Consider the following 21,344-nt stretch of genomic DNA (forward strand, 5'->3'; position numbering starts at 1 on the left):
GTGATCGTTATCAAAGTCAATTTTTCTCATCTGATGTGTGCACTTGTTATGATTTTTTGAACGTATAAGGTGAAAAATCTGGTCTGTGTAGCAAAAATTGTTACATCAATTGTATTAGAATGTTGCCAGCCGTATAGTGGCGCAGTAAATTTTGGTGGAAACCTTATAAATTCAAGGCTTGAAACAAATGTGAGGTGAAGTTTTAATCCTTGTTGTTAACAATTATTTTACAAAATACTCCGGCAATTGTTGCAGTCTAGTGTTAAATAAATGTTAACTTTTGTAGGTTTGCAATCAAAATTCGTTCATAACTATAAATGCTCAATGGAGCTGAGTGAGCAAGCCCGTGAAAGAAAGAAAGTCAAGACCTGTTAATTTAGATTTACAGACCGTAAGCTTTCCGATCACTGCAATCGCATCAATTTTACACCGTGTGTCCGGTGTAATTACGTTTGTCGCAATCGGAATCCTGCTTTGGTTACTATCCATTTCTCTATCCTCCCCAGTCGGTTACGCACAAGCTGTTGACTTAGTCGATGGTTTCTTTGTGAAGTTTATCTTATGGGGCATCCTAACGGCTTTGGCCTATCACATTGCAGGTGGCATTCGTCACTTACTAATGGATCTTGGTCATTTTGAAGAGCTGGAATCTGGCGCGATGAGCGCTAAGGTTGCATTCGCAGCAACAGCCGTTCTGTCTCTATTGGCGGGGGTAATGGTATGGTAAAACACATTTCATCTTTTGGTCGTAATGGTGTGCACGATTTCTTATTGATTCGTGCGACTGCAATCATTATGACGCTTTACACTATCTATCTGGTTAGCTTCTGTGCTTTCACAGATATTTCTTACGTATCTTGGACCCAGTTCTTTGGTGGTACATTCACTAAAGTGTTCACAATGCTGGCGCTTGTATCTGTTCTAATTCACGCGTGGATTGGTTTATGGCAGGTACTGACTGATTACATTAAGTGCGCCAAGCTTCGTGGTGGCCTACAGCTAGCAATCATTGCTGTTTTATTTGGTTACTTCTTCTCTGGTCTATTTATTCTGTGGGGTGCGTAAGTGTCTATTCCAGTTCGCGAATTTGATGCCGTAGTAATCGGCGCTGGTGGTGCAGGCATGCGCGCTGCACTGCAAATCTCTGAGCAAGGCCTATCATGTGCATTGCTTTCTAAAGTATTTCCAACTCGTTCACACACTGTTTCTGCACAAGGTGGTATCACGGTTGCGCTAGGTAATGCGCACGAGGATCACTGGGAACAGCATATGTACGATACCGTTAAAGGTTCCGACTATATTGGTGACCAAGACGCAATCGAATACATGTGTAAAAACGGACCAGAGTCAGTGATTGAATTAGAGAAAATGGGTCTACCATTCTCTCGCTTTGACAATGGTAGAATCTACCAACGTCCGTTTGGCGGACAGTCGAAGAACTTCGGTGGTGAGCAAGCAGCACGTACAGCTGCAGCGGCTGACCGTACAGGTCACGCTCTACTTCACACGCTCTACCAACAAAACGTTAAGCACAAAACTACTATCTTCTCAGAGTGGTATGCACTCGACCTAGTTAAGAATGAAGATGGCGCAGTTCTTGGCTGTACAGCCCTTTGTATGGAAACGGGCGAAGTTTGTTACTTCAAATCGAAAGCAACCATTCTGGCGACAGGTGGTGCTGGCCGTATTTACGCTTCAACAACTAACGCTCACATCAACACGGGTGATGGCGTTGGTATGGCACTACGCGCTGGCATTCCAATGCAAGATATGGAAATGTGGCAGTTCCACCCAACAGGTATCGCTGGAGCCGGTGTTCTGGTAACTGAAGGTTGTCGTGGTGAAGGTGGTTATCTACTGAATAAAGACGGTGAACGCTTCATGGAGCGTTACGCACCTAACGCGAAAGACCTTGCTGGTCGTGATGTTGTTGCTCGTTCAATGATGATCGAAATCCGTGAAGGTCGCGGCTGCGATGGCCCTTGGGGTCCTCACATTAAACTAAAACTGGATCACCTAGGTAAAGAGACACTTGAGTCGCGTCTACCAGGTGTTTGTGAGCTATCTCGTACCTTTGCTCACGTAGATCCAGTGAAAGAGCCAATTCCGGTAATCCCGACTTGTCACTACATGATGGGTGGCGTTCCAACTCAAGTCTCTGGTCAGGCTATTAAGCAAGATGAAGCGGGCGCTGATGTTGAAGTTCAAGGTCTATTTGCTTGTGGTGAGATCGCATCAGTATCTGTTCACGGTGCAAACCGCCTAGGTGGTAACTCTCTACTAGACTTAGTTGTATTTGGTCGCGCTACGGGCCTACACCTTGGTGAAACACTTGCTAAGCAAGCTGAAGCTAAGCCAGCAACGGAAGCTGACATTGAGCGTTCACTAGAGCGCTACAACCGTTGGGAAAATAGCACTGAAGGTGAAGATCCAGCGCAAATTCGCAAAGATCTGCAACAATGTATGCAGAACAACTTCTCGGTATTCCGTGAAGGTGATGCAATGGCAAAAGGTCTAGAAGAGCTAAAAGTTATTCGTGAGCGCCTGAAGAATGCTCACCTTTCTGACAAGTCGACCGAGTTTAACACCCAGCGTATTGAGTGTTTAGAGCTAGAAAACTTGATGGAAACTGCTTATGCAACGGCTGTTGCGGCTAACTACCGTACAGAAAGTCGCGGCGCACACGCTCGCTTTGATTTCCCAGACCGTGATGATGAGCAGTGGCTATGCCACTCAATCTATAATCCGGACAATGAAGCTATGACAAAGCGTGGTGTAAACATGGAGCCAATCCATCGTGAAGCATTCCCGCCGAAAGCACGTACGTACTAGGGAGAGGAGGATAATATTATGAAACTGAATTTCTCTTTGTACCGCTACAACCCAGATGTTGATCAAAAGCCATACATGAAGGACTACACGCTGGAAGTAGAAGAAGGATCAGACATGATGCTTCTAGATGCGTTGATTCTGCTAAAAGAGCAAGATCCAACGATCTCTTTCCGTCGTTCTTGTCGTGAGGGCGTATGTGGCTCAGATGGTCTAAACATGAATGGTAAGAATGGTCTAGCTTGTATTACACCACTTTCTGCATTAAGTGGTGACAAGATAGTCATCCGTCCACTGCCAGGTTTGCCTGTTGTGCGAGATCTTATCGTTGACATGACGCAGTTCTACGATAACTATGCGAAAGTTAAGCCATTCTTGATTGATGACGGCGCACTGCCTCCATCACGCGAGAACCTGCAAACGCCTGATGAACGCGCGCACTTAGATGGTTTATACGAATGTATTATGTGTGCATGTTGTACGACGTCATGCCCATCATTCTGGTGGAATCCAGATAAATTTATCGGTCCTGCAGGTCTTCTTGCGGCGTATCGTTGGCTAATTGATAGCCGTGATACAGCGACAGATGAACGTTTGTCAAATCTTGATGATGCATTTAGCGTTTTCCGTTGCCATGGCATCATGAATTGTGTAAGTGTTTGTCCTAAGGGACTAAATCCTACGAAGGCAATCGGTCATATTAAGACGATGCTTGTAAACCGTTCGATTTAATTAACAAAAAATTGCCGACCCATTCTGGGTCGGCTCTTAATAGCTCGGCGTAAGACCGAAGCAAACGTGAAAACTACTGGTTAAGGGAAAATATGCACAACGGCGTGATGAAGGCGTGGCTCGAGTCTTCACACTTGGCTGGCGCCAATGCAACGTATGTAGAGGACCTCTACGAACTGTATCTAAGTGATCCCGATCTGGTAAGTGAGGAGTGGAAACGTGTTTTTGATGGCTTGCCTAAGCCTTCAGAAGAGGTGGTTGAACAACCCCATTCACGTGTCCGTGACTACTTCCGACGACTCGCTCAAGAAACAAAGCATTACAATGTCCAAGTTAGTGATCCTGATGTCGACGCTAAACAGGTAAAAGTACTTCAATTAATCAATGCTTACCGCTTTCGTGGTCATGAAGCGGCACAGCTTGACCCTCTAGGCTTATGGCAACGCCCACCAGTGGCGGAGCTCGATCCTGCATTCCACAATCTTACCGAAGACGATCTAGAAGAATCTTTCAACGTGGGTTCCTTTGCTATTGGCAAAGACACCATGCAATTGAAAGACATCCACTCGTCATTGAACAAAATTTACTGTGGCTCTATCGGTGCTGAATACATGCACATGACAGACACTGAGCAAAAACGTTGGATCCAACAGCGTTTAGAGTCAGTGGTCGGTCAGCCGTCATTTAGCAAAGAAGAAAAACAAGAATTCCTCGAAGAGCTAACAGCAGCAGAAGGTTTAGAGCGCTATCTTGGTGCTAAATTCCCAGGTGCGAAGCGTTTCTCTCTAGAAGGTGGTGATGCCCTAATCCCTATGACGAAAGAGTTAATTCGTCATGCGGGTAAGAGCGGTATGCGCGAAGTCGTGATTGGTATGGCACACCGTGGTCGTCTGAACATGCTTGTGAACGTACTCGGTAAGAAGCCACAAGATCTTTTTGATGAGTTTGCTGGTAAACATGACGATACCTGGGGTACAGGTGACGTTAAGTACCACCAAGGCTTCTCAGCAGATTTTGCGACACCGGGTGGTGATGTTCACTTAGCACTTGCGTTTAACCCGTCTCACCTTGAGATCGTTAACCCTGTAGTTATCGGTTCGGTGCGCGCGCGCCAAGACCGTTTAGGTGATACAGAAGGTAATACCGTTCTTCCAATCACCATTCACGGTGACTCTGCGATCGCAGGTCAGGGTGTTGTAGCTGAAACATTTAACATGTCTCAGGCACGTGGTTTCCGGGTAGGTGGTACTGTTCGCATCGTTGTAAACAACCAAGTTGGCTTTACAACATCTAACCCGACCGACACACGTTCGACTATGTACTGTACCGATATCGCTAAGATGGTTCAGGCACCAATTTTCCACGTTAATGCTGATGATCCAGAAGCCGTTGCTTTTGTTACTCGTATTGCGCTGGATTACCGAAACGAATTTAAACGTGATGTTGTGATTGACTTGGTTTGTTACCGTCGTCATGGTCACAACGAAGCGGATGAGCCAAACGCGACTCAGCCGTTGATGTACCAAAAAATCAAGAAACACCCAACTCCGCGTAAGCTTTATGCTGACGTGCTGATTGAACGTGGTGATTTTGGTATTGATACAGCGACCCAATATGTCAATGAATACCGTGATGCATTAGATCGCGGTGAAGTCGTGGTTAAAGAATGGCGCCCGATGGCGTTGCACTCAGTGGACTGGTCTCCATACCTTGGGCACGACTGGGATACGGAATGGAATAGCCAATTCGATACTAAGCGTTTATTAGAGCTTGGTCAGCGTCTGTGTACTTACCCTGAAAGTCACAAGCTGCAAAGCCGAGTGAACAAGCTTTACAACGATCGTACAGCGATGTTAAGCGGTGAAAAAGCGATTGACTGGGGTATGGCTGAAACTTTGGCTTACGCAACTCTGGTTGACGATGGCAAGCGTATTCGTATTTCTGGTCAAGACTCTGGTCGTGGTACTTTCTTCCACCGCCACTCAGTTTTGCACAACCAAAATGACGCGAGCACTTTTGTTCCGCTAGCAAACATTCACGACAAGCAAGGCCCATTTGAAGTCTTTGACTCTGTTCTATCTGAAGAAGCAGTACTGGCATTTGAGTACGGTTACGCGACAGCAGAACCAAGTGGCCTAACTATTTGGGAAGCGCAGTTTGGTGATTTTGCCAACGGTGCTCAAGTAGTGATTGACCAGTTTATTTCATCAGGTGAGCAAAAATGGGCACGTTTATGTGGTCTGACAATGCTTCTTCCTCATGGTTATGAAGGTCAAGGCCCAGAGCACTCATCAGCTCGCCTAGAGCGTTACCTACAGCTTTGTGCTGAGCAAAACATGCAGGTTGTCGTGCCTTCTACACCAGCTCAGGTTTACCACATGATTCGTCGCCAGGTTGTAAGACCTATGCGTCGTCCACTCGTGGTGATGTCTCCTAAATCATTGCTGCGTCACCCGCTATGTACTTCAACAATTGAAGACCTAGCTGAGGGCACATTCCAAGCGGCAATTGGTGAAATTGACAACCTAGAAGCTGCGAAAGTGAAACGCGTGGTTTTCTGTTCAGGTAAAGTTTACTTCGATCTGCTAGAGCAGCGTCGTAACAATGAACAAGATGATGTGGCGATTGTTCGTATCGAGCAGCTTTATCCATTCCCTCTTGAGGAAGTAAAAGCCGCTATCGAGCAATACACTAACGTTGAAGATTACGTTTGGTGTCAAGAAGAGCCGCAAAACCAAGGCGCTTGGTACTCTAGCCAACACAACTTCCGTGCTGCAATCCCAGCCGGCGCTGATCTGAAATACGCTGGTCGCCCAGCTTCAGCATCACCTGCAGTAGGCTACATGTCAGTACACTTGAAACAACAAAAAGCGCTAGTTGATGATGCGCTTAACGTGAATACAAAAACTTCGGACTAAGAACTAGAAGTTAAAGGAAGAAACAGATATGACAATTGAAATTCTGGTTCCAGATTTACCTGAATCGGTTGCTGACGCAACAGTCGCAACATGGCACAAACAACCTGGTGACGCAGTAGAGCGTGACGAGGTTCTAGTAGATATCGAAACGGATAAAGTGGTTCTTGAAGTACCTGCTCCAGAAGCGGGTGTTCTAGAAGCTATCATTGAAGAAGAAGGTGCAACAGTACTTTCAAAGCAGCTAATCGCTAAGCTTAAGCCGGGTGCTGTTGCAGGTGAGCCGACTAAGGACACGACGGAAGAGTCTGAAGCCTCTCCTGATAAGCGTCATAAAGCGTCGCTAACAGAAGAAAGCAACGATGCACTAAGTCCAGCCGTTCGTCGCCTACTGGGTGAGCACGGTCTAGAAGCGAGCCAAGTGAAAGGCACTGGTGTTGGCGGTCGTATCACACGTGAAGATATCGAAGCGCACCTTGCTAAGGCGAAAGAAGCGCCTAAAGCAGATGCTCCGGCGGCAGTCGAAGCACCAGCTACAGCGCGTAGCCAAAAGCGTGTTCCAATGACTCGTCTACGTAAAACAGTTGCAAATCGTCTTCTTGAAGCGAAGAACAACACTGCAATGTTGACTACGTTTAACGAAGTGAACATGAAGCCAATCATGGATCTTCGTAAGCAGTACAAAGACCAGTTCGAAGAGCGTCACGGTATTCGTCTAGGCTTTATGTCTTTCTACGTGAAAGCGGTAACGGAAGCTCTTAAACGTTACCCAGAAGTCAACGCGTCTATCGACGGTGATGACATCGTTTACCACAACTACTTTGACATCAGCATGGCGGTATCTACGCCACGAGGTCTAGTGACTCCAGTACTAAAAGACTGTGACACATTAGGATTCGCTGATGTTGAAAAAGGCATCAAAGAGCTAGCAATCAAAGGCCGTGACGGCAAGCTAACGGTTGATGAGCTAATGGGTGGTAACTTCACTATCACTAACGGTGGCGTATTCGGTTCTCTAATGTCTACGCCTATCATCAACCCACCACAATCGGCAATTCTTGGTATGCACAAGATCCAAGAGCGTCCAATGGCGGTGGATGGCAAGGTTGAAATCCTGCCTATGATGTACCTAGCGCTCTCTTACGATCACCGTCTAATCGATGGTCGTGAGTCTGTGGGCTTCCTAGTAACGATTAAAGAGCTACTAGAAGATCCAGCACGTCTGCTATTAGACGTTTAATATCGCTAAAACGTCTAGCGGCCGTTGGTGGCTAGACGTTCGATAGTTTTCAAGGCTAGACTGGCTCAACTGTCTGGCCTTCAATTGAATCTTATCTACCTGCACAGCGAAATAAGATTGATTTGAGAAGACCCTACAGACGTCCGCTGACATGGCGGCGTTATGGAAATAATAATCCCTACAAGGGAAAATAAACGGAATATCAAAATGAATTTGCATGAATACCAAGCCAAACAGCTGTTTGCAGAATTCGGTTTGCCTGTACCGGAAGGTTACGCGTGTGATACACCACAAGAAGCTTTTGAAGCTGCTGGTCGTATCTCAACAGAGAAGAAAGTCGTTAAATGTCAGGTTCACGCAGGTGGACGTGGTAAAGCGGGTGGCGTTGAGCTGCACGATACTAAAGATGGCGTTAAAGAGTTTGCACAAAAGTGGCTAGGTAAAAACCTAGTGACTTACCAAACAGATGCAAATGGTCAGCCTGTAACTAAAATCCTAGTTGAAGAAGCATCTAACATTGCTAACGAGCTTTACCTAGGTGCGGTTGTAGACCGTGCAACGCGTAAAGTTGTATTCATGGCATCGACTGAAGGTGGTGTTGAAATCGAGAAAGTTGCTGAAGAGACTCCAGAGTTGATTCACAAAGCAGCGATCGATCCACTAGTCGGCCCTCAAGCTTATCAAGGCCGTGAGCTAGCATTCAAGCTAGGTCTTGAAGGTGATCAAATCAAACAGTTTGTTAAGATCTTTATGGGTCTTGGCAACATGTTCTCTCAGTACGATTTAGCTCTACTAGAGATTAACCCTCTTGTTATTACTGGCGAAGGCAACCTGCTATGTCTAGACGGTAAGATCAACATCGATTCTAACGCTATGTACCGTCAGCCTAAGCTGCGTGAAATGCACGATCCTTCACAAGAAGACGAGCGTGAAGCACATGCAGCTCAGTGGGAACTGAACTACGTAGCACTAGACGGTAACGTTGGCTGTATGGTTAACGGTGCTGGTCTAGCAATGGGTACGATGGATATCGTAAACCTACACGGTGGCAAGCCAGCTAACTTCCTAGATGTAGGTGGCGGCGCAACGAAAGAGCGTGTAGCAGAAGCATTCAAGATCATCCTATCTGATGACAATGTAAAAGCAGTACTAGTTAACATCTTCGGTGGTATCGTTCGCTGTGACATGATCGCTGAAGGTATTATCGGTGCGGTTAAAGAGGTAGGCGTAAGCGTACCAGTAGTTGTTCGTCTAGAAGGTACTAACGCAGACCTAGGTCGCGAAGTTCTTGCTAATTCTGATGTTGATATCATTGCAGCTGAGTCGCTAACTGACGCAGCTCAGAAAGTTGTTGCTGCTGCGGAGGGCAAATAATGTCTGTACTAATTAATAAAGACACGAAAGTAATCTGTCAGGGTTTCACAGGTGGTCAAGGTACTTTCCACTCTGAGCAAGCTATCGCATACGGTACGCAGATGGTCGGTGGTGTTTCTCCAGGTAAAGGCGGTCAAACTCACCTTGGTCTACCTGTATTCAACACAGTACGTGATGCAGTAGAAGCAACTGGCGCGACAGCAACAGTAATCTACGTTCCTGCTCCTTTCTGTAAAGACGCTATTCTAGAAGCGATTGACGCGGGTATTGAGCTGATCGTAACAATCACTGAAGGTATCCCAACAACGGATATGATCGACGTGAAAGTGAAGCTAGAAGAAACTGGCGTTCGTATGATCGGTCCTAACTGTCCAGGTCTTATCACTCCAGACGAGTGTAAAATTGGTATCATGCCTGGTCACATCCACAAGAAGGGTAAAGTTGGTATCGTTTCTCGTTCTGGTACACTTACGTACGAAGCGGTTAAGCAGACAACAGACGAAGGCTTTGGTCAGTCTACTTGTGTTGGTATCGGTGGTGACCCAATTCCAGGTTCAAACTTCATTGATATCCTAAAACTGTTCCAAGAAGATCCAGAAACAGAAGCAATCGTAATGATTGGTGAGATCGGTGGTACAGCTGAAGAAGAAGCAGCAGCATTCATCAAAGAGAACGTGACTAAGCCAGTAGTTTCTTACATCGCTGGTGTAACGGCTCCTCCTGGTAAGCGTATGGGTCACGCTGGTGCAATCATCTCTGGTGGTAAAGGTACTGCGGAAGACAAGTTTGCTGCACTAGAAGCAGCAGGCGTTAAGACGGTTAAGTCTCTTGCAGACATCGGTAAAGGTCTACGCGAGATCACGGGTTGGTAATTTAGCCAATTGTTATAAAGAAGGCTTGGCATTCGCCAAGCCTTTTGTTTTTGTGCTCTCCAGCTCTCCAGCTCTCCAGCTCTCCAGCTCTCCAGCTCTCCAGCTCTCCAGCTCTCCAGCTCTCCAGCTCTCCAGCTCTCCAGCTCTCCAGCTCTCCAGCTCTCCAGCTCTCCAGCTTTTTATCCCGCTAACTTCTTCTCAATCGCAACCAGCCTTGCGGTTAGATCAGCAACCTCTTGCTCCAATTGCTTTATACGATCCTGAACGCTTGATTCAGTTTTCGCTGCGACTTCGACTTTTGGTACACGGTTAGAGCTCTTCCAGCTTTTTATGGTAGTGATTAAAGCAGGCATCGGGACAGAGGTACTCAAACGCGCTTTGACCAGGGCTACAGTCGGCTCCTTTCCTTCTGCGTGTAAGTGTTCAAGGATATCTTTTAGCTCTTGGCTAACATCTTGAGTAAGCATAAAACCTCCATTGTGTTGTGATCACCAATAATACTGAGCTTAGCAATAATTGACTAATGGAAAATTAAGAAATGGTGTGTGCGAGATTTCTCACAAGTGATGTAAGACAAAGTGCGTTTTAAACACCGTAATAGTCTCTGCCAATCTTTTAACTTACTGATTTGTTTGGGATTGTTATTTTGTTTCTAACTTGTTTCAATAATAATTTGCGTTCATCGCATTGTCTTAGAGGCGAATTGGAGTAAATTAGAAGGTGTCGGAAGGATGCTGACACGGAACAGGAAATACCAAGGATTGGGAATCTTCAGGATGAAGATTGGTTGACGAGGAACGTTGATCAAGCATGGAGCGAAAGGACATTGTAAGGATACGTTCGCTAACAGGATGTTAGTGGCAAGGATGGCAATGGACACCTCTAGGATGAGGCTAGGACAGTATCAGGATGATACAAAGGACACCGCTCAAGGAACAAGTGATGTGGAGCTGACGAGGATTGTTAGCTATCAGGACGATTAGGACACCGCTAGGAAGGCGAAGGCAGGATTTTACTGAAGGATTCAGTAACTATTAAGGAAGATGCATGGAGCACCTTTTGTAGCCGGATTGCTGCGAGTAAGACTATAGCCCCGATACTAACGTATCGGGGCTTTTCTTAGATCTCACCTTTATAAAAAACTCTAACAACAACGTTCAAAAAACTACCTAGATCAATAAAGGTATTTAAAAGTTGGTTTAACTTTTCGGCTTTGTTTTACAAGACAATTTTGGCTGCTAACAAGGATGTGTCATGACTATAGTGACTCGCCGTGCGTTATTGGTTCCCTATAACGACTCATTACAATCTGAATTTTTGATGCTCAATTGCTGTGCCATCAATCGCGCTCAGATGAACGGTGCCCATACGGTGTCGTCTGCAAAGAAACTATTTGAAAAAGTCCTGAATGACCGAAACATCTATGCTATGGCAGTGTTAGATAGCCATACTCGCGACTTTATCGGCCATGTTTTTATCTCAGACCTAGATAGCCAGCCAGAGCTCGGATACATTTTCGATAAAGACTATTGGGGCAGAGGTATTGCAAGTGAAGTGTTGCAAGCGTTTTTCCCTAAAGCAGTCAGAGATTTAAATCTAGATAGGGTTCTAGCGACAGCCAATGTAGGTCACGAACCGTCGGTACGCATTCTGCAAAAGCTAGGTTTCAAGCTAAATGCACACAAGAAAGATACATTTGGCCCGTATGATGAGTATCTGTTTACATCCGATGTGGTGGAAGCTCAACCTTTGCTAGTCGGAAACCTTGCATAAAGATTTGGCCTTGATAGCAGTCATCGCCAAGCGAAGAAAATTCAAATTGATAAACAGAATGCCAACGCCAGACACCGTCTGGCGTTTTTAGTTTATGACCTTTAAGCGCAACGCTCAGTAGCTGTAAGTCGAGCTCTTTGCATTTACGAGCCGCAATGGTTTTAGCGAGTTCTGCTTGGCGGCGTTGTTGCCAAAACACTAGACAGATAATTGCGAGTCCGAGTATGGCAAAAAGGTCATGAATCATAGTTACGCCTTAGCTGCTTTTTGAAGATTGATTAACGCTTTTGCTAGCTCTTCAGAAGGGCTAGAGTGAAGCAGCGGCAGCAGAACCATTCGTAACTCGGGCAGCATGACAAGATCGGCAAAAAGCTGGTTGAAGAGTGCTTGATTACCCGTCTGTGCCAACCTGAGTAGAAATTGCTCGGCTATATTCGCATCACTTAGCCAATGCCAGCTGCGCCCTGCAATACCAATCAACACCTCTTGATGGCTTAATCTCGGTGAAGCGAGTACTTGGCTAACAATTGGCAGCGAGAGTGATTGCGGTGCACCGGATAACGCGCGCAGCAATGCTGACAGTAGGAATAGGTCCGGTTCGTTGCTATCAATTTGCTGTTGAGCCATTTCAACTAGGCGCTGCGCTAATTTTTGCGGTAAATCGGTATGCTCTAGGGCGCCGAGTAGGGCGTAGAGAGGTTCGTTAGGCAGGTGCTGCAACGCTTTTCTAACATTGACACCATTTTGTTCTTGCCCTAAACGTGCACAGATATCTGTGACTCCTTGTAAGCCAACGGTATGCCACTTATCCCACTCTAAACCACCAGAGAAGTAGTGCTGGGCATGCTCGTAATATTGGCTGCATGGCAGGTCCAGTTCAGCACGAATTTGGCTATGGAAAACGGCCATCTTATCTTCACCGGGTTTGAAGGTGTACGGGTTATTAGATAGCTTTTGCTGCTGCTCTTCGCTCATCTCTTGATTTAAGCGCGTTCCCATTGCTTCAATCACATACTTGATGAAGTTACCCACATCAGCTTGCTTGAGTAAGCCGCGCTCGTCCAATTCAAACTTTAGAAACCATATCCACGGCTGTTGCTCCTGGTTCCAATAAGCAATCGCCAAGTGGGCCTTACGCTGCATTGGGTAAGGGTAAGGCTGCTGACCTTTTTCAACATCGGCGAAGACTTTATTTTCAATCTTCTTGATTCGGCGACCAAGATCAAACACTTGATACTGACAGTCACTGTTGGTCAACAATTGGGTAAGGGTATGAATGGTTTCCATTGGAGAATTGTCCTAACTTTCTTTCCTCTATAAATGGTACCCTTAGGGCAATTTTCAAGGTCAGTAACAAAGATAAATGACAAAAGAGAAACAATTAGCCGCACTGATTGACCGTTTAGAGCTTTCCATGAAACAACTTGAACTATGGTGCTCAGAGCAACCCAGCGAACAAGCGTTGGCAAGCCAGCAGCCATTCGCACTGGATACCTTAGAGCCACAAGCGTGGTTGCAATGGGTATTCATTAGCAGAATGCGAGTGATGCTAGAGCAAAAACAACCATTACCAAGTGGCTTTTCGTTGTCACCCTATTTTGAAGAGTGTTGGAAAGAGCAATCTAACTTGCACCCAATTATAGCGATATTACGTCAGATCGATGAGGAGTGCCGTTGATGCTAGAGATAGTGTATCAAGATGAGTATTTTGTCGCGGTAAACAAACCTGCAGGCATGTTAGTTCACCGTAGCTGGTTAGATAAACACGAAACTCAATTCGTCATGCAGACGTTACGTGACCAAATAGGGCAGCATGTTTTCCCACTGCATCGACTCGATCGTCCTACATCTGGTGTGCTGATTTTTGCCCTGTCGAGTGAGGTCGCTTCTCAGGTGATGCCGATGTTTGCCAATCATGAAATGGAAAAAACGTATCACGCTATTGTCCGTGGCTGGATTGAAGAAGCGGCGCGCTTGGATTATCCGCTTAAAGTTGAACTAGATAAAATTGCCGATAAGCATGCTAGCCAAGAGAAAGAAGCGCAGGAGGCGATCACCGATTACCAACCTGTTGCGAAAGTCGAAATTCCTCACTCTACCGGTAAGTTTCCGACGACACGTTATTGTCTGATGGAGATGAAGCCATTAACGGGGCGTAAACATCAGCTAAGACGTCATATGGCGCACTTAAGGCACCCGATTGTGGGAGATACTACACATGGTGATGGTAAGCACAATAAGCTATTTCGAGAGATCTATGATTCACACCGATTGCTACTTCATGCTTCTAGCTTGAAGTTTGTTCACCCGTTTTCCGGACAAGAATTGCTGATTGAAGCAGGTATTGATGAAACTTGGCAGAGACTCTGTGCAGAGTTTAGTTGGAATATTCCGAAGTCGTAGAGGAAACAAACCGTCACTTTAACCTGAAGTGACGGTTGAAAAGCTGAGATTACTTACAGTAAACACGCGCTTCACGAGGAGTGTAGATACCGAACGTGATAGTGCTGAATACGATATCTTTGAAAGTTTGCTGCGTTTCTACTTTAGCCACTTTATCTGCTGCTCCACATACTTGTGTTGCGTCGATTTGCTTGCTTTGACCGATACCGCTCACAAAGAAGTGATGAGTTTTTAGTTCTGTCGCTTCATTTGTTTCTTGCGCTGGTGATACAACGAACGTTTGTTGTGCACAGCCAGATGCCAATAGACTGATTGCCGCTGCGATGACAAGCTTTTTCATAACTCTTTCCTTAACTATTATAATTGGACTCAAATCGGCAAGCGTTCTAATTCGCCGGCCGAATGCAGTGTAACAAGTTTCTTATAAGTGTGTATGTCTTGAGTTTGTAATTATTTGTCATGTGATTGATTTTTGTGATGCTGATAACTGATTGAACCAGATAATAAAAAACCCTCCGAAGAGGGTTTTATCAATAACAGTTCAAGTTCCAATCTATTTGGCGATGTAATCACGAATCGATTGTTCGATGCCTACAGCATCAAGCCCCAGTTCTTGGTGAAGTTCTTCTTGAGTACCTTGGGCGATGAATTTATCTGGCAAGCCAAGGTTTAGCACTGGCTTGATGATCTTTTCCTGCATCATAAACTCGATTACGCCCGCACCTGCGCCGCCAGCAATGGCATTCTCCTCTAGCGTAACCAGAACATCATGCTCATCAGCAAGTTGCTTGATAAGTGCTTCATCGAGAGGTTTGACAAAACGCATATCAGCGACGGTTGCATTAAGCGCGTCTGCTGCTTGTTGAGCACTGTTTAAGAAGGTGCCAAAGTTCAGAATAGCCACTTTTTCACCTTGGCGAACAATGCGGCCTTTACCGATTTCTAGCGCCGTGAAATCTTGTTTGATCTCTGCGCCTGTCCCGGTTCCGCGTGGGTAACGAACCGCAGATGGACCAGTATGCTTATGACCTGTATACAGCATCTGACGACACTCATTTTCGTCACTTGGTGCCATGATGACCATGTTCGGGATACAGCGCATAAAGCTCAGATCGAACGCGCCTTGGTGGGTCTGACCATCAGCACCAACAAGGCCTGCTCGGTCAATCGCGAACATGACAGGTAAGTCCATGATCGCAACATCATGAATGAGCTGATCATAACCACGCTGCAAGAAGGTCGAGTAGATAGCTACAATAGGGTGGTCACCTGCGATGGCCATACCTGTAGCTAACGTCACGGCGTGTTGCTCTGCGATTGCGACGTCAAAATATTGATCTGGATACTCTTTAGAGAATCGAACCATACCTGAGCCTTCACGCATTGCTGGTGTAATAGCCATCAGTTTTGGATCTTGCGCGGCCATATCACATAGGAAATCACCAAAAATTTTCGAGTAACTTGGCTTTCCACCGCTGCTCTTAGGCAATGAAGTATGGCTAGGGTCAAACTTAGGTACACCGTGGTAGCCGATCGGATCTTTTTCCGCTGGCTCATAACCTTTGCCCTTTTTGGTCATGATGTGTAAGAACTGCGGACCTTTTAGCTCGCGCATGTTTTTGAGCGTTTTAACTAGCTCATTCACATCATGGCCGTCGACTGGACCAATGTAGTTAAAACCAAGTTCTTCAAATAGAGTTCCTGGGACAACCATGCCTTTAAGGTGCTCTTCAGTGCGACGAACCAGTTCTTTAATCGGTGGTACACCTGAAAGCACTTTTTTACCACCTTCACGGATAGAGGTGTATAAGCTGCCGGATAGCACTTGAGCGAGATGGTTGTTAAGTGCACCAACGTTCTCTGAAATCGACATTTCGTTGTCGTTGAGAATTACCAGCATATCAGGATGCACATCACCAGCGTGGTTCATCGCTTCAAATGCCATACCCGCTGTAATTGCACCATCACCAATCACGCTAACCACTTTACGGTTTTGCTCTTCTTTACCGGCGCTGATTGCCATACCCAGTGCCGCACTAATTGAAGTTGATGAGTGACCTACCGATAAGGTGTCATATTCACTTTCTTCGCGCCATGGGAAAGGATGCAATCCATCTTTTTGACGGATAGTAGACATTTGGTCACGGCGACCCGTCAGGATTTTGTGCGGGTATGCTTGATGGCCAACATCCCAAACCAATTGGTCAAATGGAGTGTTGTAGACGTAATGCAGAGCAACGGTAAGCTCAACTGTCCCTAAACCTGATGCGAGGTGACCGCTCGACTGACTTACTGAATTCAATAAGTAGGTGCGTAATTCATCACACAGTTTAGGTAGTACTTCTTTTGGAAGACTACGTAGCTCGTCAGGTGTATCTGCTAAAGCCAGTGTTGGATATTTCGAAATATCAAGAGTCATATAAAAATGCGCGCTTATAGTGTTAGTTCTTGCGCTCGACGACGTATCGGGCGAACTCTTCGAGTAACTCTGTATTGTATGGGATTGCTTCCAAAGCTTGAAGAGCTTCATTTAACAGAGTGTGAGCTTTGTTAATAGCTCCGTCCAATCCAAGCAGCGCTGGATAGGTGCTTTTGTTTAATTCTTGGTCAGAACCTTGAGGTTTACCTAAAGTTTCGGTATCACTGATGATATCTAAAATATCGTCTTGAACCTGAAACGCGAGACCAATTGCATCAGCGAACATATCAAGTTGAGGCATCACCTCTAACCCTTTTTCTCCGGCGGCAAGCGCGCCAAGACGAATGGCAGATTTCATTAAGGCGCCTGTCTTGTTGCGGTGAATTGCTTCCAATTCTTGCAATGAAACTTGTTTGTTCTCTGCCGCTAGGTCAAGAGCCTGTCCCATACACATGCCATTGGCACCTGAAGCATCGGCAAGAACTTTTACCATCTTTATACGGTTGCTTTCAGCGTTTGGGTTCATTGAACCCTCCGCAAGAATTGTAAACGCTAAGGTTTGCAGCGCGTCGCCAGTGAGAATTGCCGTTGCTTCGTCGAACTTAACATGGCAGGTTGCTTTGCCACGGCGCAGTTCATCATCATCCATAGCGGGAAGATCATCGTGGATAAGTGAGTACGCATGGATGCACTCGACGGCAGACGCTGGAGTGTCTAGGTCGTCAAGCTTGCAACCTAACATTTGACCTGTGATATAGACAAGAAAAGGTCGTGCGCGTTTGCCCCCAAGCAATAAGCCATAACGCATGGCTTCGATAAGGGGGAGGTTTTGGTGTGGCAGTGCTTGCAGCCAGTGTTCAAGCTGAGCATTGTTTCGCTGTTGAAGTGAGGTTAATGCCTCATGCATGGCAGACATCTTCTATAAATTATTGTTCAGGCTGAGCGTTAAAATCAGATAGTGGAGATTCATCATCATTTTGCAACAAGATGCTAACGCGCTGTTCTGCATCGCTCAGTTTAGATTGTCCTGAACGAGCAAGGGCAATGCCGCGCTCGAATTTTTTCAATGCATCTTCTAGTGCTAAATCACCATTTTCGAGGTTTTCAACGATCACATCAAGCTCTTCAATGGTCGCCTCAAAGGTCATGTTTTCTGGTTTCTTGCTCGCCATAACTATTCTACCGAGATAAAGATGCACGAAAGTTACCTTAGCCGATAATGATGGTCAAATTTAACCGAGTAAATTTGTCAGAAAAATCGAGCTTGTACGGTCATATTCTGCGCAGGTACTCAATATAGGGCTAAAGTCTATTAGGCACTTGGCACTCAGCATCTATATTTATGTGAGTACAGTACCAATAAAATACTAAAGATCTTAAGATGTTGCCGATATAATTTGTTAGAAGCTTAAAGATAGCATGAGGAGTGCTCTGTGGATTTAGCAACGCTGGTAGGACTGATTGGCGGTTTTGCTTTCGTCATCATGGCAATGATACTGGGCGGAAGCATCATGATGTTCATCGACGTAACGTCGATTCTTATCGTGGTGGGTGGCTCTACCTTCGTAGTGTTGATGAAGTTCACTATGGGACAGTTCTTTGGTGCAGCCAAAATCGCTGGTAAAGCGTTTATGTTTAAAGCGGATGAACCAGAAGACTTGATTGCTAAAGTAGTCGAAATGGCGGATGCAGCGCGTAAAGGTGGCTTTCTTGCACTAGAAGAGATGGAAATCACCAATAGCTTCATGCAAAAGGGTATCGACTTGCTGGTGGATGGTCACGACGCGGATGTAGTTCGCGCGGCACTACAAAAAGATATTGCGCTAACAGATGAGCGACATGATTTTGGTTCTAGCGTGTTTAGAGCCTTCGGTGACGTTGCACCTGCAATGGGCATGATCGGTACTCTAGTCGGTCTGGTTGCCATGCTATCAAACATGGATGACCCGAAAGCAATCGGCCCGGCAATGGCTGTTGCACTTCTTACCACACTCTATGGCGCAATTCTTTCCAACATGGTGTTCTTCCCGATCGCCGATAAGCTTTCCCTTCGTCGTGAGCAAGAAAAACTCAATCGTCGCCTTATTATGGATGGTGTGCTTGCGATTCAAGATGGTCAAAACCCACGCGTTATTGACAGCTATCTGAAGAATTACCTCAATGAAGGTAAGCGTGCCCTTGATGTAGATAACGAGTAAGGTCACTGATATGGAAGAAGAAGAACCAAAATGTCCGCCACCTGGCCTCCCGCTATGGATGGGGACTTTTGCTGACTTAATGTCGCTCTTGATGTGTTTCTTCGTACTACTGCTCTCGTTTTCTGAAATGGATGTACTGAAGTTTAAACAGATCGCCGGCTCAATGAAGTTCGCTTTTGGTGTGCAGAACCGATTGGAAGTGAAAGACATCCCGAAAGGGACAAGTATCATTGCTCAGGAATTTAGACCGGGTCGACCAGAGCCGACGCCTATTGACGTTATCATGCAGCAAACCATTGATATTACTCAGCAAACGCTAGAGTTTCACGAAGGTGAGTCAGACCGAGCCGGAGGTACGCAGCGTGATGAAGGTAAAATGACGGGTGGGCAATCACCGGATACCTCAACGCAAAACAACCAAAACTCTGAGTCAGACAACGAACAGCAACAATCGGCTGAGATGTCTCAAGAGCTTGAAACCTTAATGGAAAGCATCAAGAAAGCGTTGGAGCGAGAGATAGAACAAGGGGCAATTGAAGTTGAAAACCTAGGTCAGCAGATTGATATTCGCATTCGTGAGAAAGGCGCGTTTCCTGAAGGGTCGGCATTCTTACAACCTAAGTTCCGTCCTCTGGTTCGTCAAATTGCCGATCTAGTCAAAGATATACCGGGAATCATCCGAGTGTCAGGACATACTGACAATCAACGAATTGATTCTGAGCTCTACCGTTCTAATTGGGATTTATCGGCGCAGCGAGCGGTTTCCGTCGCTCAGGAGATGGAGAAGGTCCGCGGCTTTGACCATCAGCGTCTTCGCGTCAGAGGCATGGCAGATACAGAGCCACTTGGCCCCAACGATACTGAAGCGCAGCGTTCTCGTAACCGCCGGGTTGAGATCAGTATTATGCAAGGGGAAGCGCTGTTAAGCGACGAAGTCCCAGTCATTCAATAAAAGATAAAAAGACGAGCACAAACGCTCGTCTTTTTTATGGTCTTTGCTTCATGTATAATCTTGCGCCCTTAGAGGCAGCACATCGCTGCTAGGCTCAATAGAGCGTGAAAATAGCGAAACAGTTAACTTGTGAAGTGAATTATGAAATTTATCGTAAAGCCCCATCCAGAAATTTTTGTAAAAAGTGAGTCTGTGCGTAAGCGCTTCACAAAGATTCTTGAATGCAACATTCGTAACGTAATCAAGAGTCGTACAGAGTCTGTTGCTGTTTTCAACCGTCGTGACCACATTGAAGTAACGGCGGAAACGGATGAATTCCACAAAGAGACAATCGAAGTATTGACTCATACGCCGGGCATCCACCACGTACTTGAAGTACAACAGTCAGAATTTAAAGACTTACACGATATCTTCGAGCAAGTACTGGAACTTAACCGTCCTAACCTTGAGGGCAAAACGTTTGTTGTTCGTGCCAAGCGTCGTGGTAAGCATGATTTCACTTCTATTGAACTAGAGCGTTACGTAGGTGGTGGTCTTAACCAAGCGATCGAAAGCGCGAGCGTAAAACTGCGTAACCCAGATGTGACGGTTAAAGTGGAAGTAGTTAACGAGAAGCTTAACCAAGTTATCAAACGTTACAAAGGTCTTGGTGGTTTCCCTCTTGGTACACAAGAAGATGTTTTGAGCCTGATCTCTGGCGGTTTTGACTCTGGCGTATCAAGCTATCTGCACATCAAACGTGGTTCAAAAGTCCATTACTGCTTCTTTAACCTCGGCGGCCCTGCGCACGAAATTGGTGTCAAACAGGTTTCTCACTATCTGTGGAACAAGTACGGTTCATCAGCAAAAGTACGCTTCATCTCGGTCGATTTTGAGCCAGTCGTGGCTGAAATTCTAGAGAAAGTCGATGACGGTCAAATGGGCGTTATCCTTAAGCGTATGTTTATGCGTGCTGCGGGTATGGTGGCTGAGAAGTTTAAGATTGAAGCGCTAGTGACTGGTGAAGCATTAGGTCAGGTATCAAGCCAAACCCTAACGAACCTGCGTCATATCGACAATGTGACAGATACTTTGATTCTTCGTCCGCTTATCAACTGGGATAAAGAAGACATCATCAATCTAGCTCGTGACATCGGTACTGAAGATTTCGCTAAGACCATGCCGGAATATTGTGGCGTAATTTCTAAGAAGCCAACGGTTAAAGCGGTTAAAGCGAAACTGGACACTGAAGAAGAGAAGTTCGACTTTGATATTCTAGAGCAGGTTGTTCGTGACGCGCGTGTCATGGATATTCGTGATATTGCCAAAGAAACCGAACAAGCTGCACCAGAAGTTGAGCAAGTTCAAGCAGTGGAAGAGCACGCGATCGTACTCGATATCCGTAGCCCCGAAGAAGAAGACGACAATCCACTTGAGATTGATGGCGTTGAAGTGAAACACATCCCATTCTTCAAGCTAGGCACTCAGTTCGGTGATTTAGACCAATCTAAATCTTACCTGCTTTACTGTGACCGTGGCGTGATGAGTCGTCTACAAGCTCTTTATCTTCAAGAGCAAGGCTTTAACAACGTTAAGGTTTACCGCCCGTAGCGAGCACTCCATATAGTACTAAAAGCGCAAATCGTTGATTCGGTTTG

The 21,344-nt window shown here is 45.8% G+C and carries 21 protein-coding genes; 14 read left to right on the forward strand and 7 right to left on the reverse strand.

Annotated features, from left to right (window positions below):
- Positions 1–334 precede the first annotated feature (334 nt).
- The 8 genes from sdhC to sucD all read left to right on the forward strand — a co-directional run bounded on the left by sdhC (position 335) and on the right by sucD (position 9,962).
- The gene (gene sdhC, locus IX91_RS04025) at positions 335–727 is read left to right on the forward strand and encodes a succinate dehydrogenase cytochrome b556 subunit (protein WP_004744511.1); all 393 of its coding nucleotides are present in this window, start codon (positions 335–337) and stop codon (positions 725–727) included.
- Positions 721–1,065, forward strand: a complete 345-nt coding sequence (gene sdhD / locus IX91_RS04030) for a succinate dehydrogenase, hydrophobic membrane anchor protein (protein WP_004744512.1) — start codon at positions 721–723, stop codon at positions 1,063–1,065. The genes sdhC and sdhD overlap by 7 nt, the downstream gene beginning before the upstream one ends.
- Positions 1,066–2,832 carry a succinate dehydrogenase flavoprotein subunit gene (gene sdhA / locus IX91_RS04035; RefSeq protein ID WP_004744513.1) on the forward strand — a complete coding sequence of 589 codons (1,767 nt, stop codon included), beginning with the start codon at positions 1,066–1,068 and terminating at the stop codon, positions 2,830–2,832. It begins immediately after the preceding gene.
- A gap of 18 nt (positions 2,833–2,850) precedes the next feature.
- Positions 2,851–3,561: a succinate dehydrogenase iron-sulfur subunit gene (locus IX91_RS04040; RefSeq protein ID WP_004744514.1), complete on the forward strand. Its 711-nt coding sequence runs from the start codon at positions 2,851–2,853 to the stop codon at positions 3,559–3,561.
- Between the two features lie 92 nt (positions 3,562–3,653).
- Positions 3,654–6,479, forward strand: coding sequence for a 2-oxoglutarate dehydrogenase E1 component (gene sucA / locus IX91_RS04045; protein ID WP_004744515.1), 2,826 nt, complete (start codon positions 3,654–3,656; stop codon positions 6,477–6,479).
- A 28-nt stretch (positions 6,480–6,507) separates the two neighbouring features.
- Positions 6,508–7,716 carry a 2-oxoglutarate dehydrogenase complex dihydrolipoyllysine-residue succinyltransferase gene (gene odhB / locus IX91_RS04050; protein WP_004744516.1) on the forward strand — a complete coding sequence of 403 codons (1,209 nt, stop codon included), beginning with the start codon at positions 6,508–6,510 and terminating at the stop codon, positions 7,714–7,716.
- A 207-nt stretch (positions 7,717–7,923) separates the two neighbouring features.
- Positions 7,924–9,090: an ADP-forming succinate--CoA ligase subunit beta gene (gene sucC / locus IX91_RS04055; RefSeq protein WP_004744517.1), complete on the forward strand. Its 1,167-nt coding sequence runs from the start codon at positions 7,924–7,926 to the stop codon at positions 9,088–9,090.
- Positions 9,090–9,962 (forward strand): succinate--CoA ligase subunit alpha, encoded by an 873-nt coding sequence (gene sucD, locus IX91_RS04060; protein WP_004744518.1) that lies wholly within the window; start codon positions 9,090–9,092, stop codon positions 9,960–9,962. Before sucC ends, sucD begins: the two co-directional genes overlap by 1 nt.
- Before the next feature lie 179 nt (positions 9,963–10,141).
- Here the strand turns inward: sucD and IX91_RS04065 are convergent, their stop codons facing one another.
- Complete coding sequence (locus IX91_RS04065) at positions 10,142–10,429, reverse strand: hypothetical protein (RefSeq protein WP_004744519.1); 288 nt, start codon at positions 10,427–10,429, stop codon at positions 10,142–10,144.
- Between the two features lie 787 nt (positions 10,430–11,216).
- Here IX91_RS04065 and IX91_RS04070 point away from each other — a divergent pair.
- Positions 11,217–11,735, forward strand: a complete 519-nt coding sequence (locus IX91_RS04070) for a GNAT family N-acetyltransferase (RefSeq protein WP_004744521.1) — start codon at positions 11,217–11,219, stop codon at positions 11,733–11,735.
- Here IX91_RS04070 and IX91_RS04075 read toward each other — a convergent pair.
- Together IX91_RS04075 and IX91_RS04080 are read right to left on the reverse strand one after the other, a co-directional pair.
- Entirely contained in the window at positions 11,683–11,982 is a 300-nt protein-coding gene (locus IX91_RS04075; protein WP_004744522.1) for a DUF3301 domain-containing protein, read from the reverse strand. The genes IX91_RS04070 and IX91_RS04075 overlap by 53 nt on opposite strands.
- Before the next feature lie 2 nt (positions 11,983–11,984).
- Complete coding sequence (locus IX91_RS04080; protein WP_004744523.1) at positions 11,985–13,022, reverse strand: DUF3549 family protein; 1,038 nt, start codon at positions 13,020–13,022, stop codon at positions 11,985–11,987.
- A gap of 76 nt (positions 13,023–13,098) precedes the next feature.
- Here IX91_RS04080 and IX91_RS04085 point away from each other — a divergent pair, with 76 nt between their 5' ends.
- Together IX91_RS04085 and truC are read left to right on the forward strand one after the other, a co-directional pair.
- A complete protein-coding gene (locus IX91_RS04085; RefSeq protein ID WP_004744524.1) occupies positions 13,099–13,413 on the forward strand; it encodes a YqcC family protein in 315 nt (104 codons plus the stop codon).
- Positions 13,413–14,138, forward strand: coding sequence for a tRNA pseudouridine(65) synthase TruC (gene truC / locus IX91_RS04090; RefSeq protein WP_004744525.1), 726 nt, complete (start codon positions 13,413–13,415; stop codon positions 14,136–14,138). Before IX91_RS04085 ends, truC begins: the two co-directional genes overlap by 1 nt.
- A 49-nt stretch (positions 14,139–14,187) precedes the next feature.
- Here truC and IX91_RS04095 read toward each other — a convergent pair whose 3' ends face one another.
- The 4 genes from IX91_RS04095 to xseB all read right to left on the reverse strand — a co-directional run bounded on the left by IX91_RS04095 (position 14,188) and on the right by xseB (position 17,729).
- The gene (locus tag IX91_RS04095) at positions 14,188–14,478 is read right to left on the reverse strand and encodes a Bor family protein (protein WP_004744526.1); all 291 of its coding nucleotides are present in this window, start codon (positions 14,476–14,478) and stop codon (positions 14,188–14,190) included.
- Positions 14,479–14,691: 213 nt separating this feature from the next.
- A complete protein-coding gene (dxs, locus tag IX91_RS04100; RefSeq protein ID WP_004744527.1) occupies positions 14,692–16,557 on the reverse strand; it encodes a 1-deoxy-D-xylulose-5-phosphate synthase in 1,866 nt (621 codons plus the stop codon).
- A 22-nt stretch (positions 16,558–16,579) separates the two neighbouring features.
- Complete coding sequence (gene ispA / locus IX91_RS04105) at positions 16,580–17,464, reverse strand: (2E,6E)-farnesyl diphosphate synthase (protein WP_004744528.1); 885 nt, start codon at positions 17,462–17,464, stop codon at positions 16,580–16,582.
- A 19-nt stretch (positions 17,465–17,483) separates the two neighbouring features.
- Positions 17,484–17,729, reverse strand: coding sequence for an exodeoxyribonuclease VII small subunit (xseB, locus tag IX91_RS04110; RefSeq protein WP_004744529.1), 246 nt, complete (start codon positions 17,727–17,729; stop codon positions 17,484–17,486).
- A gap of 261 nt (positions 17,730–17,990) precedes the next feature.
- Between xseB and pomA the strand changes: the two genes are divergently transcribed.
- The 3 genes from pomA to thiI all read left to right on the forward strand — a co-directional run bounded on the left by pomA (position 17,991) and on the right by thiI (position 21,297).
- Entirely contained in the window at positions 17,991–18,755 is a 765-nt protein-coding gene (gene pomA, locus IX91_RS04115) for a flagellar motor protein PomA (RefSeq protein WP_004744530.1), read from the forward strand.
- 10 nt (positions 18,756–18,765) lie between these two features.
- Complete coding sequence (locus tag IX91_RS04120) at positions 18,766–19,707, forward strand: flagellar motor protein MotB (RefSeq protein WP_004744531.1); 942 nt, start codon at positions 18,766–18,768, stop codon at positions 19,705–19,707.
- 141 nt (positions 19,708–19,848) lie between these two features.
- Positions 19,849–21,297 carry a tRNA uracil 4-sulfurtransferase ThiI gene (gene thiI, locus IX91_RS04125; protein WP_004744532.1) on the forward strand — a complete coding sequence of 483 codons (1,449 nt, stop codon included), beginning with the start codon at positions 19,849–19,851 and terminating at the stop codon, positions 21,295–21,297.
- Positions 21,298–21,344 lie beyond the last annotated feature (47 nt).

It is taken from the genome of Vibrio tubiashii ATCC 19109 (genome assembly GCF_000772105.1).
Classification (GTDB): domain Bacteria; phylum Pseudomonadota; class Gammaproteobacteria; order Enterobacterales; family Vibrionaceae; genus Vibrio; species Vibrio tubiashii.

Coding starts and splice junctions, on each gene's coding strand:
- sdhD (WP_004744512.1), top strand. CDS start 721: ATGGTAAAACACATTTCATCTTTTGGTCGTAATGGTGTGCACGATTTC.
- IX91_RS04040 (WP_004744514.1), top strand. CDS start 2,851: ATGAAACTGAATTTCTCTTTGTACCGCTACAACCCAGATGTTGATCAA.
- sucA (WP_004744515.1), top strand. CDS start 3,654: ATGCACAACGGCGTGATGAAGGCGTGGCTCGAGTCTTCACACTTGGCT.
- odhB (WP_004744516.1), top strand. CDS start 6,508: ATGACAATTGAAATTCTGGTTCCAGATTTACCTGAATCGGTTGCTGAC.
- sucC (WP_004744517.1), top strand. CDS start 7,924: ATGAATTTGCATGAATACCAAGCCAAACAGCTGTTTGCAGAATTCGGT.
- sucD (WP_004744518.1), top strand. CDS start 9,090: ATGTCTGTACTAATTAATAAAGACACGAAAGTAATCTGTCAGGGTTTC.
- IX91_RS04065 (WP_004744519.1), bottom strand. CDS start 10,429: ATGCTTACTCAAGATGTTAGCCAAGAGCTAAAAGATATCCTTGAACAC.
- IX91_RS04070 (WP_004744521.1), top strand. CDS start 11,217: ATGACTATAGTGACTCGCCGTGCGTTATTGGTTCCCTATAACGACTCA.
- IX91_RS04075 (WP_004744522.1), bottom strand. CDS start 11,982: ATGATTCATGACCTTTTTGCCATACTCGGACTCGCAATTATCTGTCTA.
- IX91_RS04080 (WP_004744523.1), bottom strand. CDS start 13,022: ATGGAAACCATTCATACCCTTACCCAATTGTTGACCAACAGTGACTGT.
- IX91_RS04085 (WP_004744524.1), top strand. CDS start 13,099: ATGACAAAAGAGAAACAATTAGCCGCACTGATTGACCGTTTAGAGCTT.
- truC (WP_004744525.1), top strand. CDS start 13,413: ATGCTAGAGATAGTGTATCAAGATGAGTATTTTGTCGCGGTAAACAAA.
- IX91_RS04095 (WP_004744526.1), bottom strand. CDS start 14,478: ATGAAAAAGCTTGTCATCGCAGCGGCAATCAGTCTATTGGCATCTGGC.
- dxs (WP_004744527.1), bottom strand. CDS start 16,557: ATGACTCTTGATATTTCGAAATATCCAACACTGGCTTTAGCAGATACA.
- ispA (WP_004744528.1), bottom strand. CDS start 17,464: ATGCATGAGGCATTAACCTCACTTCAACAGCGAAACAATGCTCAGCTT.
- xseB (WP_004744529.1), bottom strand. CDS start 17,729: ATGGCGAGCAAGAAACCAGAAAACATGACCTTTGAGGCGACCATTGAA.
- IX91_RS04120 (WP_004744531.1), top strand. CDS start 18,766: ATGGAAGAAGAAGAACCAAAATGTCCGCCACCTGGCCTCCCGCTATGG.
- thiI (WP_004744532.1), top strand. CDS start 19,849: ATGAAATTTATCGTAAAGCCCCATCCAGAAATTTTTGTAAAAAGTGAG.